This window comes from Chryseobacterium suipulveris (assembly GCF_022811685.1).
Lineage (GTDB): Bacteria > Bacteroidota > Bacteroidia > Flavobacteriales > Weeksellaceae > Kaistella > Kaistella suipulveris.
Genome location: NZ_CP094532.1, coordinates 627154 through 643229, shown reverse-complemented (window position 1 = coordinate 643229; position 16076 = coordinate 627154). Strand labels below are relative to the sequence as shown.

Sequence of the window (16076 nt, the reverse complement as noted above, 5' to 3'; positions counted from 1 at the left end):
AGCTAAAGACTGCATATTTTTAAGATAAACAATGGCACTTCGTTTAACAATGATACACTAAGTTTCCATAGAATCTTGATTAATAAACGGGCGTGAATTTTATTCTAATTGCCAGTTGGAAGAAAAAACATCCTTACTCGGAAATAGTTTTCTTTCTTAAAAACAGCGACAAAACCAGCCCGGTCGCGATTAATCCCAACGCAACCGAATACGAGTACAGCGCGGAATCCGCTGCAAAATGATCCTTCATAAAAGCGGCAATCTGTGGTCCAAAAATTCCGCCGATTCCCCACGCTGTCAAAGTTACGCCATAAACCGACGCCATCAGTTTTGCGCCGTATCGTTCGCGAATCAGTGACGGAAGGATCCCGAATCCACCACCATAACAAAGCAGAACCACACAAACTCCGATTGAGAAAATCAAAACATTTTTGGAAAACATCAAAATTGCAAAAACCAAAATCTCGATCAACAATATCAACTGCAGTGTCCTGATCCTGCCGAGTTTATCGGAAACACTTCCCCAGAAAAATCTCCCGATTCCGTTGAAAACAGCACTTACCGCAATCAGTGTCGCGCCACTTTTTGCGAGCGTTTCCAAATCGGTAGTTCCGCCCCTCATCATCAAATCCTGCAGAAGTGGTGACTGGAAGGCGATGAAGATCATTCCCGCCACAATATTAAACATGAAGATGAGCCAAATCAAAGCATAATCAAATTTCAAAATTTCTTTGAGGATATCGGGTTTATCAACTTTTAAAATTTCAGCGGTTTCCGAAGTCCTTAAACTGTAAGCGAAAAATGGAAGAATCAATAATAATATGAGTCCCGTCGAAAGGAAGACTTTGGGAAGATCTCCATTAAACAACTCCATAAAAAACGGTGCAAGAATCTTCGACATCACGAATGCTCCCAAACCGAATCCCATCACGACCAATCCCGTCATCACACCCTGTTTCTCTGGAAAATAGCGCGAAACCACCGCAACCGGAGTGACGTAAGCCAATCCCAAACCAATTCCGCCAATGAATCCGAAACCTAAATACAATAGGAAAAGCGAATGATACTGTAACGCAAAATAAGAGATAAGGTAACCTGCAGCATAAAGCAAAACGCCTGTTAAAGCCAGTTTTCGAGCGCCAAATTTTTCAATTTTTGTTCCTGCCCAAGCTGCGGTCAATCCGAGCATCAGAATCGCGATGCTGAAAGTCCATGCGGTTTGGGAATTGCTCCACCCAAAAGTTTCGGTAAGTGGTTTCTGGAAAAAACTCCACGCATAAACCGTTCCGAGACCGAGGTGAGTGAGCGTTGCCGCAACTGCCACAAACCATTTGTTGATATTATTCTGTTTCAAAGTTTAAATTTAACCGCTAAGTTAAGAAGGTAATTTTTCAATAAGCCGATTTGCGAAATGATAAAAAGCAGGGAACAACGTGAAGAGTGAATCTGCTTCGCGTGAATGGTGAATCCGCTTTGCTGTGAATAGTGAATTTGCTTGGTACGTATAGGAAATTCTTTAACAACAACGCAACTATTGTACCCATTGCAACCATTCTAACCATTCTAACCATTGGAACCAACTCCACCCATTGCACCCATTGCACCAACTGCACCGATCTGCACCAATATTCTCCCCCATCTGACAAATCTCATCTTTCCATAATTTGATAATTTCATTTGAATAGGATAAATTTGTCCTATTAAAAAATACCAATATTAAATTTGAATTAATGAAAAAGATTGTAACTTTTTTGGCAGCCGGTTTACTTGTTCTTCAGGCATGCAAACAAAACCCCAGCGAATCTTCATCGGCAAATCCTGCGATCGACATGAAAGTGAGCGGCGACACTGAAACTCAAAAAGTAACCGCACCGCCGTTTGTTCCCGCCCCAGTTGGTGACCGCGCTGCGAAAAAAGTAATCGTGCACCTTGAAGCAACAGAAATCGAGGGCGAACTTGCAGACGGTGTTACCTACAAATTCTGGACTTTTAACAATACCGTTCCCGGAACTTTCATCAGAATCCGTGTTGGCGACGAAGTGGAACTTCATCTGAAAAACGCGTCCAACAGTGTGATGCCGCACAATATCGACCTTCACGCGGTGAACGGACCCGGTGGTGGAGCTGAAGCAACCAATGTCGCACCTGGAAAAACCGCCATCTTTACTTTCAAAGCGCTTAATCCTGGACTTTATGTGTACCACTGCGCTGCAGCTCCCGTTCCTTTGCACATCGCCAACGGAATGTATGGGATGATCCTTGTGGAACCAGAAGGTGGGTTGCCAAAAGTAGATCGCGAATACTACATCATGCAGGGTGAATTCTACACCAAAGGAAAAACCGATGAGAAGGGACTTCAGGAATTTGACCAGGACAAAGGAGTGGAAGAAAAACCAACCTATGTGGTTTTCAACGGAAAGAAAAATGCTTTGATGGGTAAAAACGAACTTCAGGCAAAAGTGGGCGAAACAGTACGTCTGTTCGTAGGAAATGGTGGACCGAACCTTGCTTCTTCATTCCACGTGATTGGCGAAATATTCGACAAAGTTTGGGTAGAAGGTGGTTCAAAAATCAACGAGAACGTTCAGACGACGCTGATTCCTGCAGGTGGTGCGGTGATGGTAGAGTTTAAAGTGGAAGAACCTGGAGAATACATTTTGGTTGACCACTCTATTTTCCGCGCATTCAACAAAGGTGCAATCGGGAAGCTGAAAGTAACCGGCGAGAAAAACCCGAAAGTTTACAATAAAGTACAGTAAAAAACAGTGGGTTTTAGTCCCTTTGTATAGCTAAAATAAGCGTTAGCGCCTTTGTTCAGCTTTAACTTTGAATGATAATTTGCAGAAAATCCTTGTTTACCTTTGCGAGATTATTTCACGCAAAGCCAGACAAAGAAAAATAATAAAATTATCCTCCTCTTTTAAGACAAACAAAGGCACTTCGTTTAGCGAAGACAAATTTAATAGAGAGTTTGTTTTAAGTTTGCTAAAAGAAAAACCAGAAGGTTTACAATAAAGTACAGTAGGAAACAGAAGAAATTTCCTATCAATAAATATAACAGTTAGAATTGTTTTTTAGTAAAGATTCCGCGATGAGAAGAGGATTAAATATTTTGATGATGCTGTGCGGAATCTTTTTCTATTCCTGCAACGAAGCGGGTGCTGAAAATCTAGGCGATTTCTCAACCGAACACCACAAAGAAAACGCCATAACTCCCGATGTGAAGATGGTTTCCGTTAAAGGCGGAAAATATCAACCTTTCTACGGAGCCGACAGTTCTTTGGTAGAGGTAAAAGATTTCCTGCTCGACGAAAGACCCGTCACTAACCGCGAATTTCTGGATTTCGTGAAGAAAAACCCGAAATGGAAAAAAAGCAATGTGAAAACTGTTTTCGCAGATGACACCTACCTGAAACACTGGAAAGACGACGAAACTCTTGGAGACGGCGTAAATCCCGATGCTCCTGTAACCTTCGTTTCGTGGTTTGCAGCAAAAGCATATGCAAAAAGTGCAGGAAAACGGCTTCCGACGATCGATGAGTGGGAATTTGTAGCAATGGCGGACGAAACTTCGGCGAACGCAAGAAAAAAACCTTCCTATTCAGCGGATATCATCAAACTTTACGAAGTAAAATTCAGGGAGAAAAACCCAGTAATGCACTCAAAACCCAACTATCACGGCGTTTACAATATGTTTGATTTGGTTTGGGAATGGACGGAAGATTTCAATTCGGTGCTCACCACGAATGATTCCCGAACTGCGGAATACGACGACAAAGGATTATTCTGTGCAAGCGCCGCAACCACCGCAACCGATGTGCTGAACTACGCCTCCTTTATGCGATACGCTTTCCGGCAGAGTTTAAAAGCCAATTATACGGTGGCAAATCTCGGTTTCCGATGTGCAAAAGATTTAACAACGACAAAATGAAAAACCTCATCCTCCTCTTCTTCTCTTTAATCATCGCAATTTCCTGCAATAAAAACGAGGAAGTAACAAAAGAGAAATCTACCGACTCCATTTTCTACCTCGATTCGAAGTGGCAAAATCAGGACGGTAAAACTTTACATCTGCAGGATCTGAAGAGAAAAAACCTTGTCGTGGTGATGATTTTCACGAGTTGTAAAACGGCGTGTCCGCTTTTGGTGACCGATATGAAAAATATCTATGCCAAACTCGACCAAAAGAAAATCAAAAATACCACGCTGGTTTTAGTTTCCATTGACCCAAAAAATGACACTCCCGAAGTCTTGAAAAAATTTGCAGAGGAAAGAAATATGTACGGCGATCCGTGGGTTTTCCTAACCAGCAATGACGAATCGGTGAGGGAATTTGCCAACGTACTCGCGGTGAAATACAAACAAATCTCGCCTATCGAGTTTTCGCATTCCAACATCATCACCGTTTTCAACCGAAACGGCGAAATGGTGAGTCAGGAAGAAGGTGCCGGAATTAATGCTGAAGCGGTAGCCAAAAAACTCAATGAACTGAACTGATTATTTTCCGAGGTTTTCCTTAAAGTCCTCAATCCTGAAATTAGTTCCTGCATTGCCTTTTTCCATTTTTTCTTTGGCATAAAGACGGAAATCGTTTTCGGTTTTATCTAAAAGATAGTCATACGGACCAACTGAGGAAATCAGTTTAACCAAGACGGGCGAAATTTCGAGGCAGATAAAAAGTCCCATAATAAAAGTCGCCGCAACACCAATAATCGCTGAGTTCTTCCCAAGTTCGTCCAATGCCTGAAGCCGCGCCGCAAAACCATTGAAACGGTCTTCGAAAGTTTCGGTCTTGTTTCGTTCGGTTTCGATGTTGTTATAAACTTTGGAAATTTCTTTGTCTAAATATTCCAGTCGCGGCTGCATCTGTTTTTGATAGTTTTCGAGGTCGATACGGCGCTGTTCTTTCAGTTCGGATTTTCTTTTCGCATTGGGACCGAATCCTTCTTTTCCGCTGGTCAAGCCGCTTTGCTTGCCGAGAATTTCCTTCTCAAGCTCCACCGTTGCGGAATCATATGCTTTCTGATAATCAGCGATCTGGCTCTGAATCTGCTTCTTTTCTGTCTCGAATGGTCCTGACTGCTGAAGAATCCTACCGTTCATCTCCGCCTGAAGCTGGGTTTTATTTCGCTGGATAATCGTATTCAATTGTTTGTTGACTTCTTTTTCAAAAATCTTTAACTCTAAAGGTTTAGAAATAATAATTCCCAGAAATGCCGCTAAAATAAGACGCGGAATTGCCATTAAAATTTGGTTCCACCACGTTCCGGTTTTTTTGATGGATGAAACAATGTACCGGTCAAGATTGAAAATCATCAGTCCCCAAAGAACGGCGAAACCCACCGAAATCCACAAATCGTCGAAAACCGTGAACATTGCGTAACCCGCAGAAAGCGTTGCAAAAACTGCGGTGAACAGGATGATTCCGCCGATTCCCGCGAACTTGTTCCACTCACTCGGAGTTTTTCTAAGGATATGGATATTTCCGCCGGAACATACGAGCAGAAACTTCTGAAACCAGTTCATACGGTGGTTTACAGTGGCGGGAATTATCTTTTCATTTTTCATCACTTTTATCTTTTTACTTTTGTCTTGTAACTTTTTCAATTGGTCATATAAAACGCAACAATGTTACAAATAGTATTGGGTAATGCAATGTAAATCGGTTGTAGAAGTATTGTAAATGGATTTTACAATTAAAAGTTCTGGAAATGAATACGTTGACGTTACTTCAGCCGATCGGGATTTTGCTTGAGAAAACTTTCCCAGCCGGAGTAGGATTTTTCATTAGCGATACCACCGGAATTGAAATGATGACAAACCGCAACTGCCAAACCATCGGAAGCATCGAGGTACTTGGTGGGAAATTCCTTTAAGCTTAAGAGATTTTGGAGCATTCCGGCAACCTGTTCTTTACTCGCGTTTCCGTTTCCGGTGATGGCCATTTTAACTTTCTTGGGCGAATATTCGGTGATGGGAATATTTCGGTAAAGTGACGCCGCCATTGCAACTCCTTGAGCACGGCCGAGTTTCAGCATACTCTGTACATTTTTACCAAAGAAAGGTGCTTCCAAAGCAACTTCGTCGGGATGAAATTCATCAATTAAAGCCAGAGTTTTATCGAAGATATACTTGAGTTTGGTTTCGTGATTGGGATATTTTTTCAGAATCAGCTCGTGAATGGAAACCATTTCCATCTTATTTTTCTTAATGGAGATAATCCCATAACCCATAATGGTTGTTCCGGGGTCGATTCCCAATATGACTTTTTCGGTTTCCACAGGACAAAAATAATTAATTCTTCGGTTTCAACATTTCCTTTCTCAGCTCAAACACTGAATTCTCGATCACATCCATCACTTTTTTCACCTCCTTATGTGGAATGAAAACCGCATTTTTCCCTTTGGATTCATCGGCGATGTTGGAGAGGATAACGACCGAAGTTTTTGTTTCGGGATAGTAAATATTCAGCGACGGCGAACCTTTCACGTAACCTGTATGAAAATACGCGACAGGTTTTTGCGGATTCATCATAATTCCAAAACCGTAACCCATTTTCCCGAGGATCGGGTGATTTCGGTCGGCGGATTTCTCGGTCATTTCTTTCAGGGATTCGGGTTTTAGAATTCTGCCGTTGTAAAGCGCATCATTCCATCGGTGAAGATCGGGAACGGTGGATAAAATTCCACCTGCAGCAACTGAAATCTCTTTGTCAGCAAGTCGTTTCGGCATGTTGTCAATCTTCTGAAAATTATTGGAATTTCCTGTATACGCACCTGCAAAATCTTTTCCCTGAAATAAATTTGGGGTTGAAGAATTTCTCATTCCCGCTTTTGCAAAAAGTTCTTTGGCATTTTCATCGTAAGATTTCCCTGAAACTTTCTCCACCAATTCTCCCAAATAGCGAAATCCCTTGTTAGAATAATTAAACTTTTCACCGGGTTTGGAAAGTAAACTGCTTCCAAAATCATTCAAACCTGAAGTGTGATTTAATAATTGGTGAACAGTGATGTTTTTAAATGATTCTCCTTTAAATTCATCCAAATATTTTGAAACTAAATCTTTAGTTGAAAGTTTTCCCTGTTCTTCCTGCAGCAAAACCAAAACCGCTGTAAACTGCTTGGATAAAGAGCCGATCGCAAAAACAGAATTGCTGTCGAGTTTGGATTTTGTACTGAAATCCATGAATCCATTTTCTTTTTCGTAAATCTTTTCATTAGCTTGATAAACAGAAATATTTCCGTTAAACCCAGTTTTTGCAAAAACCGAATCGATCTGATTTTTCAGATAAATTTTCTGAAAGTTAAAGACCGTACTGTCAATAATCGCGGCACGTTTTGCAGATTCGTCGGCTTTCATTTCTGCTTCGGATTTGCAGGAAACAACCATAATAAAAAGAAGATAAAATAATAAATACTGTATTTTGTGCACGATGGAATTTTTGATAAAAATAATATTTTCAAATTGAAACATCATCAAACAGTAGTTGTTTTCTATCTTTGCGCAATCGTAATCACAAAATATTATAGTTTTTTGAGATTACAATCATAAAACATTGTATTTTTATGAGATTATAATCCTAATATATTATATTTAATTGTGATTACAACCCTAAAATATCGTATATTTGTGATATGATTGCGCGTGAACTAAGTAAAAACATTAAAGAAGACTGGGACAATAAAAAAGCAATTGTTCTTTTAGGTCCGCGTCAGGTTGGAAAAACTACGCTGATTCAAAGTTTAATTCAGGATAAGAAAGCATTGAACCTTAATGGAGACGATCCGCAAACACGTTTACAACTTTCGGATGCATCCACTAACTTCCTGATGAATCTTGTTTCAGATTATGATGTTTTGTTTATTGATGAAGCACAACGCATCGAAAATATTGGATTGGCGGTGAAGATTCTCGTGGATGCAAAACTCGATAAGCAGATTATCATCACGGGTTCTTCTTCATTGGAATTGGGAAATGAAATCAATGAGCCGTTAACCGGAAGAAAATGGGAACATCATCTTTTTCCGTTGTCGTGGAAGGAAGTGAGGGATGAGTTTACATTTGCACAGGCCATCAATCGGTTAGAAGAATTCCTGATTTACGGAATGTATCCGGAAGTGGTCACTTCGAGGCAGAAGGAAAAAGTGTTGCTGGAACTTTCCGGGAGTTACCTGTATAAAGATATTCTTGAACTGACAGATATCCGAAAACCCGATGTCTTGATGAAACTTCTGAACGCACTTGCTTTACAGGTCGGCAGCGAAGTTTCTTATAATGAAATTGCAAAAATTATTGGAATCGACCGGCTTACCGTAGTAAATTATATTGATTTGCTTGAAAAAGCATTTGTTGTTTTTCGGCTTTATCCTTTCTCGACCAATCAAAGGAATGAGATTACATCAAAACCCAAAATCTATTTTTACGATAATGGAATCCGCAATGCAATCATCGGTCAGTTTTCGCCTCTTATTTCACGGAATGACGAAGGAGAGCTCTTTGAGAATTTTTTCATCAGCGAAAAATACAAGCGTCTAAATTATAATGGATTTTACGGAAAAATGCACTACTGGAGAAACACACAACAGGCAGAAATCGATTATTTGGAACTCAATGAAGGAAAAATCAATGCCTACGAAATAAAATACAGCCCGAAACGAAAAGTAAAATTCACCAAGTCATTTACCGAAAAATACCATCCGGAAAATACATTCGTCGTCAATAGGGATAATTTTTGGGAGTATCTTTAGAACAAAATGAATTTATTGCAGAAAGAAAATCTCTCACAATTTTCAGGAGATTGCGTTAGATTCCGAAACTTTACTTTCCAGATTTTAATCGGTTATCCAGTTTACACAGCATTTGGCAGTTTTCGGCAGAAGTTTTTCCGCCTTCGTGCCACGGTGTAATGTGGTCGGCTTCCATTTCGTTAATGTTAAATTGTTCTCCGCACTTTACACAGATTCCGTTTTGTCTTTCAAATGCTTCCCTTTTTTGATTTTCAGAAAAGGCACGGATATGTAAAGTTCTCTCGTTTCGGGTTAAAACGTAATCGTAAATTCCTTTTTTATTGGTGACATCTTCGTCCTGCATCAGTCTTGAAATCTCTTCATCTAATTTTTTATGATCAAAATTCTGAGTTTTAAAGCGGTTGTAAAGAAATCCCCAACCAATTCCTTTCATTTCACGGCGATAAATGGGGAATGTTGCTTTTATCCAATTAATGACAGACTGAAAATAGAGCCACAATTCGTTTGCGTTCGGTTGACGTTGGTTTTCCGCCATATATTTTTCGATTTGGTCTTCGGAAATCCATTTAATCGCAGTTTCCAAATAATCCTGACGAATCGGCGAACCTACCAAATAATCACTTCCCAAACCATAAGCAGCACAGCCGTTTTTGCTGAAATATCTTTTGGCATCCGAAACCCAACTTCCACTGTAAACCGCATTTCTCAATTCCTGGTCGGTAAGTTTTTCTCCTGCAATGTTGATGGTTTTAAACCATTCTAGTTTTTCGCTGTCGGTTCCGCTGCACAGGTAAACCGTTAATTTATAGTTCAGGATTTGTTCTTTTTCGTTTTGCTGCAAGTTGTGAAAACCTCTGTTTTCTGGAAAAGACCCGATTTTTGTAGAGAAGTCACCTTCAATAAATTGACTTATCGAAATAGTGCGCTGCTGTCCGTCTATAACCTCATAATTGCCATCTTCACGAACAGCCCAATACATTACGTTTAGTGGAAAGTTTTTGGTTACAGTATCAATTACTGCATCGCGCTGTTTATCTTTATAAATAAACTCACGCTGATAAGGCGGACGAATATCTAATTTTCCACCGTAGCCAACAACGCCCTGTTCTTCATTGTCGTGATAACCTTCGGTTAATTCACGAATCGTAATTTCTTTAAGTTCTATGTTCATAGTTTTTTGTGTTTGATTAGAATTCTAAAATATGGACATTTGCCATTAATTGATAAATCTTTATCATCATTGCCTTTTCGGAATTTGACTATTTCAAATTGTTCAGGATTGTATTTATCCAAGAATGTTATCGGGACACCCATCACTCCATCATAATCAAAAGGAATCTCGGCAACTCGATCAACATTAATAGCATCGTAATTGTCATATTTTATGTATTCATCTATCGAATAACTTTTATAGAGAATTAAGCGTTCGTGACGTTTCATAATGTCAAGATTTGTAAACCAAACAATACTGCCCATGCTAAAAAACTTTTCACCATTTTCTGTTTTTTTTCGAGATTCAGTTTTTATGTCGTAGTCATCATTTACTTTAAACCATTTTGTTCCTCCATTATCTGCACCAAGCCAAATCTTGTTTTCTTTAAGTAATGTGAAAATCTCTTTGTATGTAATTGCATTTTGATGTCCAATTACTATAAATTTTTTATCGTATTCGATGAGTTGTGCAATGTATTCGCGAAATAGAGAAAAAGGTGGATTGGTCACAACAATATCTGCTTGTTTTAAAAGTTCTATACACTCAGGACTTCTGAAATCGCCGTCACCTTTAAGATAATGGATTCCAATTTCTTCGGGATTAGGAATGTTGTCTCCATTCTTATCTCCGGTATATTCTAAAGAAATGGCTTGTTCAGTGTTATGTTGACTGAACAGATCGCGATCTTGGTTTTTGTAACAAGTAGTGATTAATTTTTTTAAACCAAGTTTTTCAAAATTGTAGGAAAAGTAGTGAAAGAAATTACTGATTCTCGGATCGTCGCAGTTACAGTAAACAGTTTTTCCCTTAAAATGACTTTTATAATGTTTAAGTTCCCTTTCAATATCGGAAAGTTGTGTATAAAACTCATCTTTCTTATTGTTTTTTGCCTGATGAAGATTGCTGTTTAAAGATTTTTTTGCCATTTTTTAAGAGTTAACTGCAATAACTCTTAAACTTTCGACAAGCAAAAAGGGCAATGAACTGCCGTTTTTTGCTTACGTAGAATCGTGGCACCTAGGAGAACCCATCACACAATAAGCGCAAACGAAACAGTCCACGCCCCAAGAGCGTGAACTATTCGCAGACTTATTCTCGTGTGATTTTTAGAAATTTCCTAGGTTTCCGATTCTAGAGAATAAGAGCAAATGCTCAAATATTTTTATATTATTTTACTGTTTATCTATATTTTTCTTTTTTTATTGTTTCGTTTTTAACCAATATGCCGCCACTCCGTGGCTTCATTAAATGTTGTAATCTTTTCTCTACCAATATTTCGCGGCTCTGCCGCTCCCCAAAATTTTCAGGAGATTTTTATCTTCGGACTTCCGTCTTCCAACTCTTACATATTCCTTCTATATTTCCCGCCAACCTCAAACAGCGCATTCGTAATCTGTCCAAGCGAACAGTGTTTTCCGGCTTCCATCATCACTTCGAATAAGTTCTGTTGGTTGATGGCTGCTTTCTGAAGTTGATCGAGCATTTCTGCTGATTTATCGGAATGCGCATTCTGGAAATTCTCCAAATTGGAAATCTGAAGCTGCTTTTCTTCTTCAGTTGAACGGATCACTTCACGAGGAAGAATCGTTGGCGAACCGTCTTTTCCAAGGAACGTATTGACACCGATGATTGGATATTCTCCGGTGTGTTTCAGCCACTCGTAATGCATTGATTCTTCCTGGATTTTCGAACGCTGATACATCGTTTCCATCGCACCGAGAACACCACCTCTTTCGGTAATTCTGTCGAATTCTGAGTAAACGGCTTCTTCCACCAAATCGGTCAATTCTTCAATAATGAAAGAACCTTGAAGCGGATTTTCGTTTTTCGCCAAACCTAATTCTTTGTTGATAATCAGCTGAATCGCCATCGCTCTTCTTACGGATTCTTCAGTTGGAGTCGTAATCGCTTCGTCATAAGCATTGGTATGCAGTGAGTTACAGTTGTCATAAATCGCATACAATGCCTGAAGAGTTGTTCGGATATCATTGAAATCAATTTCTTGTGCGTGAAGCGAGCGACCGGAAGTTTGGATGTGGTATTTCAACATTTGGGAACGTTCATCTGCGCCGTATTTGTATTTCATCGCTTTTGCCCAAAGTCTTCTTGCCACACGTCCAATCACCGAATATTCCGGATCTACGCCGTTCGAGAAGAAGAAGGAAAGGTTAGGAGCAAACGCATTGATATCCATTCCTCTTGAAAGATAGTATTCGACGTAGGTGAAACCATTTGCCAAAGTGAATGCCAACTGTGAAATCGGATTGGCACCCGCTTCTGCAATATGGTAACCTGAAATGGAAACCGAGTAGAAATTTCTCACCTTATTGTTGATGAAATATTCCTGAACGTCGCCCATCAATCTCAACGCAAATTCCGTAGAGAAAATGCAGGTATTTTGCGCCTGATCTTCTTTCAGAATGTCTGCCTGAACCGTTCCACGAACGGTGGCAATCGTTTCAGCCTTTATTTTTTCGTAAACATCGGCGTCTAAAATTTCATCACCTGTAATTCCAAGAAGTTTTAAGCCCAAGCCGTTGTTGGAAGGCGGAAGTTCGCCGTTGTACGTTGGTCTTTTCAGGCCTTTATCGTCGAATTTTGCCTTTAATTTTTCTTCAACTTTGCTCCAAAGATTATTTTCTTCGATGTATTTCTCGCAGTTCTGATCGATGGCTGCATTCATAAAAAACGCCAACAGCATCGGAGCCGGACCGTTAATCGTCATCGAAACCGATGTAAGCGCATTAATTAAATCAAACCCGGAATACAGTTTTTTGGCATCATCCAATGTCGCGATAGAAACTCCCGCATTTCCAATTTTTCCGTAAATATCGGGCGGTAAAGCAGGATCTTGGCCATATAAAGTTACAGAATCGAATGCTGTAGATAACCTTTTTGCAGGCATTTCCGCAGAAACGTAGTGAAAACGGCGGTTGGTTCTTTCCGGGCCGCCTTCTCCGGCGAACATTCTCGTTGGGTCTTCTCCGGTTCTTTTGAACGGATAAATTCCCGCGGTGTAAGGAAATTCTCCGGGAACATTTTCCTGACTTTTCCAACGGATGAGGTCGCCCCAATCCTGAAATTTCGGCAAGGCAATTTTTGGAATTTTTAACCCGGAAAGCGACTCGGAAGTGGTATTCACCTTAATTTCCTTGCCGCGAACAAAGTAGGAATACGTGTCCTGCTTCATTTGCTCTTTGAAATTGTGCCATCCGTGTAGGAATGCCGTATTTTCTTCGGTTAAATCTTTTTTGGTTTTTATGAAAACTTTTTCGAGTTTTTCTGCTGCGGCTTCATCATCGGTCAGGAAAGTCCTTGCACCGTCAATCATATAGAGTTTCTGGGCAATTTTTGCCTGTTCTTCAGCGGTTTTGTCGTAGCCTTTGTTGTTTTCCACAATTTCGGAAAGGTAGCGCACGCGTTTTGGCGGAATTACCGTGGTATCGTCGGAAACATTCTGCTCCACATATTCCTGAAAGCCAATGTTTTCAAACTTATTATTTACTTTTTTAATCAACGCATTATACACTTCTGTCGTTCCCCAATCGTTGAACTGGCTTGCTTTTGTGGAAAAAACCGGCATTTCTTCCAAAGGCTTGTCGAAAAGGGTATGGTTTCTCTGAAACTGCTTTCTTACCGCCTGAAGCGCATCCAAAGCACCGCGTTTGTCAGATTTATTTAAAGCGATTAAATCCGCATAATCCAGCATATCAATTTTTTCCAACTGTGTGGATGCTCCGTATTCCGGCGTCATTACATACATCGAAACATCGGCAATTTCTGTAATTTCTGAACCGCTTTGTCCGATACCAGAAGTTTCCAGAATAATGACATCGGGTTGGGCAATTTTCAAAACATTTAAGGCGGAATGAATGTAAGGCGAAACCGAAACATTGTTTTCACGCGTCGCCATCGAACGCATATACACGCGTTTGTCGTTGATGGAATTCATCCGGATTCTGTCGCCGAGAAGCGCGCCCCCCGTTTTCTTTTTGGAAGGATCCACAGAGATAATCGCGATTTTTTTATCAGGATTTGAACGGAGGAATCTGCGGACGATTTCATCGGTGAGAGATGATTTTCCGGCGCCTCCTGTTCCGGTGATACCAATAATCGGAATGGTGGAACCGTTAGCTTTTTCATCAATCGCTTTTACCAAATCTTCTTTTTCCTCAGAAAAATTTTCTACGGCGGAAATAACCTGTGCAATCGATTTTGAATCCTCAAAAGAAATTTTATCCAAATCCGAAACGGTGATATGTTCTCCTGTTGCGAAGTCGGATTTTTTCACCAAATCATCGATCATTCCCTGCAATCCGAGTTCGCGGCCGTCGTCTGGAGAATAAATTCTGTCGATGCCGTAATCCATTAAATCCTTAATTTCTTCGGGAAGAATTACTCCACCTCCCCCACCGAAAATCTTGATCTGCGGAGCGCCTTTTTCTCTTAAAAGGTCGTAAATGTATTTGAAATATTCGTTGTGTCCGCCTTGGTAAGAAGTCAGTGCGATTGCGTTCGCATCTTCCTGAATCGCGGTGTTCACTACTTCTTCCGCAGATTTGTCGTGACCGAGGTGGATCACCTCGCAACCCGTTCCCTGAATGACGCGGCGCATAATATTGATAGCTGCATCGTGCCCGTCGAAAAGCGAGGCAGCGGTTACGATTCTTACTTTGTTTTTAGGTTCGTACTTTGAGGTTTCCATAAAGAATTTTAGAAAAAAATGTAAGTTTTCAAAAATACGGAATCTGCGAGAAGTATTAAAAACTTGATATTTAAATCAGTTTAAAACGTATAAAATCACTAATCTGTGAGCTAAAAAAAATTTGATATGAACCTGCGGTGCTTTTCTTTCTCGCAAAAGATCGCAACGAAAATTTATCAATAAAATGCATATTTTAAGAGCGCAATGGCATTTCATTTAGCAATTGCAGACAAAAATCCCACATAAATAAACATCAAATTTCTTTAGTTACTTCGGCAAATTCGCTTAAGATTCTCGTAAGTAAATATTAACCACAAAGTCACAAAGCTTTATATGAACCTGTCACACTTTTTTTCTCGCAAAGAACACTTCATTTGGCAAGATAAAAATTCACATTTGTCTGGTTAATGAATTATGTATATAGGTGGATCATTATCGCAAAGACGCAATGAAAATTTGTGTTCCTGACTGCATAACCGATGATCGCAATGGCACTTCGTTTAGCAAAAGGAAATTGCAACACCAATGGATCATTATTACATTGTTTAGCTTTGATAAGCGAAACTAACCCCAAATTCCACAAAAACGAGAATCGCTTAAAAAACTTATTTTTGCAGAAAATTACGATATGCAGCGAGCACTCTCCTACTTTTTACTTGGAACGGCAATCAGTTTTCTACTGAACTACTTCTTATTGGGAAGCCAGGGCTGGAAACTCGAGCTGTTCTATGGAATCGCCTTCGGTTTAGCTTGGGGAATCGCCTATTTTCTGGATGATGAAAAATTTACATTGGCAAAGAAGTTTATCATCTCTTTCGCAGCGATGGGTTTAATGGTTCTTGTTGGAGCTTTGATTTTTGACCTTGAGAAAGCGGTGCCATCGGTGATCAAGTTTTCTACGGTATTTGTAGCGTATTACCTTATTGCGAGTTTCCGAAGTTCGAATTCATTAAGGAAATAATCCGTCTCAACTTCGTTAAAGCTTAGAACCTTCTTGTAAAGTAATAAACCTAAATTTGATTACCCCGACCCTAAAAGGAGCAAATTTAGGTTTATTTTAAGGGAAATTTTCCGCCCTTTAGGGTTGGGGTAAAGAAAATTTCCGACCTAATATCTTCTTTAATAAAAATTACAAGTTATTAGCTCCTCAAACGAAAAAAAGAGCTGATAAAAAATTAACTCTTTCTCTAAATATATATAGATGTGTTTTTAGTGAAAAGTTAAAAAAAGACTTCATTTTAAAACTGTAACACTAGTAATATACCAAAATCGAAATTAGTGTTGGTTTTTGTTCTATAATAATAAAGGCAGACGAGCTATAAGAAATTGGTAATTAAAGAAATAATCTACGGCTCCAAACTCTTTCAAAAAATTTTTCTGGTTCGAAAAAAATCCATACCTTTGCACACCC

11 protein-coding genes and 1 pseudogene are annotated in these 16076 nt (G+C 39.7%); 5 read left to right on the top strand and 7 right to left on the bottom strand.

Translation table 11 applies throughout. The features are described from left to right. Positions 1 to 133: 133 nt before the first annotated feature. Complete coding sequence (locus MTP09_RS03040; RefSeq protein ID WP_243550439.1) at positions 134 to 1354, bottom strand: MFS transporter; 1221 nt, start codon at positions 1352 to 1354, stop codon at positions 134 to 136. Positions 1355 to 1730: 376 nt separating this feature from the next. Between MTP09_RS03040 and nirK the strand changes: the two are divergent. From nirK to MTP09_RS03025, 3 genes and pseudogenes are all read left to right on the top strand, one after another. After that, a pseudogene (gene nirK / locus MTP09_RS03035) lies at positions 1731 to 2744 on the top strand (copper-containing nitrite reductase); the annotation flags it as partial. Between the two features lie 347 nt (positions 2745 to 3091). Further along, complete coding sequence (locus MTP09_RS03030) at positions 3092 to 3931, top strand: formylglycine-generating enzyme family protein (RefSeq protein WP_243550437.1); 840 nt, start codon at positions 3092 to 3094, stop codon at positions 3929 to 3931. After that, positions 3928 to 4497, top strand: a complete 570-nt coding sequence (locus MTP09_RS03025; RefSeq protein ID WP_243550436.1) for an SCO family protein — start codon at positions 3928 to 3930, stop codon at positions 4495 to 4497. The genes MTP09_RS03030 and MTP09_RS03025 overlap by 4 nt, the downstream gene beginning before the upstream one ends. On the opposite strand, the gene MTP09_RS03020 is transcribed toward MTP09_RS03025, so the two are convergent. The 3 genes from MTP09_RS03020 to MTP09_RS03010 all read right to left on the bottom strand — a co-directional run bounded on the left by MTP09_RS03020 (position 4498) and on the right by MTP09_RS03010 (position 7431). Further along, a complete protein-coding gene (locus tag MTP09_RS03020; RefSeq protein WP_243550435.1) occupies positions 4498 to 5568 on the bottom strand; it encodes a DUF4407 domain-containing protein in 1071 nt (356 codons plus the stop codon). A gap of 158 nt (positions 5569 to 5726) precedes the next feature. Next, entirely contained in the window at positions 5727 to 6281 is a 555-nt protein-coding gene (gene ruvC, locus MTP09_RS03015) for a crossover junction endodeoxyribonuclease RuvC (RefSeq protein WP_243550434.1), read from the bottom strand. Between the two features lie 13 nt (positions 6282 to 6294). Further along, positions 6295 to 7431, bottom strand: a complete 1137-nt coding sequence (locus tag MTP09_RS03010; protein WP_243550433.1) for a serine hydrolase domain-containing protein — start codon at positions 7429 to 7431, stop codon at positions 6295 to 6297. A gap of 203 nt (positions 7432 to 7634) precedes the next feature. Between MTP09_RS03010 and MTP09_RS03005 the strand changes: the two genes are divergently transcribed. Beyond that, on the top strand, positions 7635 to 8747 hold the full coding sequence (locus MTP09_RS03005) for an ATP-binding protein (protein WP_243550432.1): 1113 nt from the start codon (positions 7635 to 7637) through the stop codon (positions 8745 to 8747). 70 nt (positions 8748 to 8817) lie between these two features. Here MTP09_RS03005 and MTP09_RS03000 read toward each other — a convergent pair whose 3' ends face one another. From MTP09_RS03000 to MTP09_RS02990, 3 genes are all read right to left on the bottom strand, one after another. Then, complete coding sequence (locus tag MTP09_RS03000) at positions 8818 to 9918, bottom strand: HNH endonuclease family protein (RefSeq protein ID WP_243550431.1); 1101 nt, start codon at positions 9916 to 9918, stop codon at positions 8818 to 8820. Next, on the bottom strand, positions 9915 to 10886 hold the full coding sequence (locus MTP09_RS02995; protein WP_243550430.1) for an adenine-specific methyltransferase EcoRI family protein: 972 nt from the start codon (positions 10884 to 10886) through the stop codon (positions 9915 to 9917). The genes MTP09_RS03000 and MTP09_RS02995 overlap by 4 nt, the downstream gene beginning before the upstream one ends. 416 nt (positions 10887 to 11302) lie before the next feature. Next, positions 11303 to 14665, bottom strand: a complete 3363-nt coding sequence (locus tag MTP09_RS02990) for a methylmalonyl-CoA mutase family protein (protein ID WP_243550429.1) — start codon at positions 14663 to 14665, stop codon at positions 11303 to 11305. Between the two features lie 628 nt (positions 14666 to 15293). Between MTP09_RS02990 and MTP09_RS02985 the strand changes: the two genes are divergently transcribed. Beyond that, positions 15294 to 15626, top strand: a complete 333-nt coding sequence (locus tag MTP09_RS02985; protein ID WP_243550428.1) for a hypothetical protein — start codon at positions 15294 to 15296, stop codon at positions 15624 to 15626. Positions 15627 to 16076 lie beyond the last annotated feature (450 nt).

What these genes read in the sequence shown, in the direction of transcription:
- MTP09_RS03000 (WP_243550431.1), bottom strand. Translation starts at nt 9,918, where the DNA reads ATGAACATAGAACTTAAAGAAATTACGATTCGTGAATTAACCGAAGGT.
- MTP09_RS02985 (WP_243550428.1), top strand. Translation starts at nt 15,294, where the DNA reads ATGCAGCGAGCACTCTCCTACTTTTTACTTGGAACGGCAATCAGTTTT.
- MTP09_RS03020 (WP_243550435.1), bottom strand. Translation starts at nt 5,568, where the DNA reads ATGAAAAATGAAAAGATAATTCCCGCCACTGTAAACCACCGTATGAAC.
- MTP09_RS03025 (WP_243550436.1), top strand. Translation starts at nt 3,928, where the DNA reads ATGAAAAACCTCATCCTCCTCTTCTTCTCTTTAATCATCGCAATTTCC.
- MTP09_RS02990 (WP_243550429.1), bottom strand. Translation starts at nt 14,665, where the DNA reads ATGGAAACCTCAAAGTACGAACCTAAAAACAAAGTAAGAATCGTAACC.
- MTP09_RS03005 (WP_243550432.1), top strand. Translation starts at nt 7,635, where the DNA reads ATGATTGCGCGTGAACTAAGTAAAAACATTAAAGAAGACTGGGACAAT.
- MTP09_RS02995 (WP_243550430.1), bottom strand. Translation starts at nt 10,886, where the DNA reads ATGGCAAAAAAATCTTTAAACAGCAATCTTCATCAGGCAAAAAACAAT.
- MTP09_RS03030 (WP_243550437.1), top strand. Translation starts at nt 3,092, where the DNA reads ATGAGAAGAGGATTAAATATTTTGATGATGCTGTGCGGAATCTTTTTC.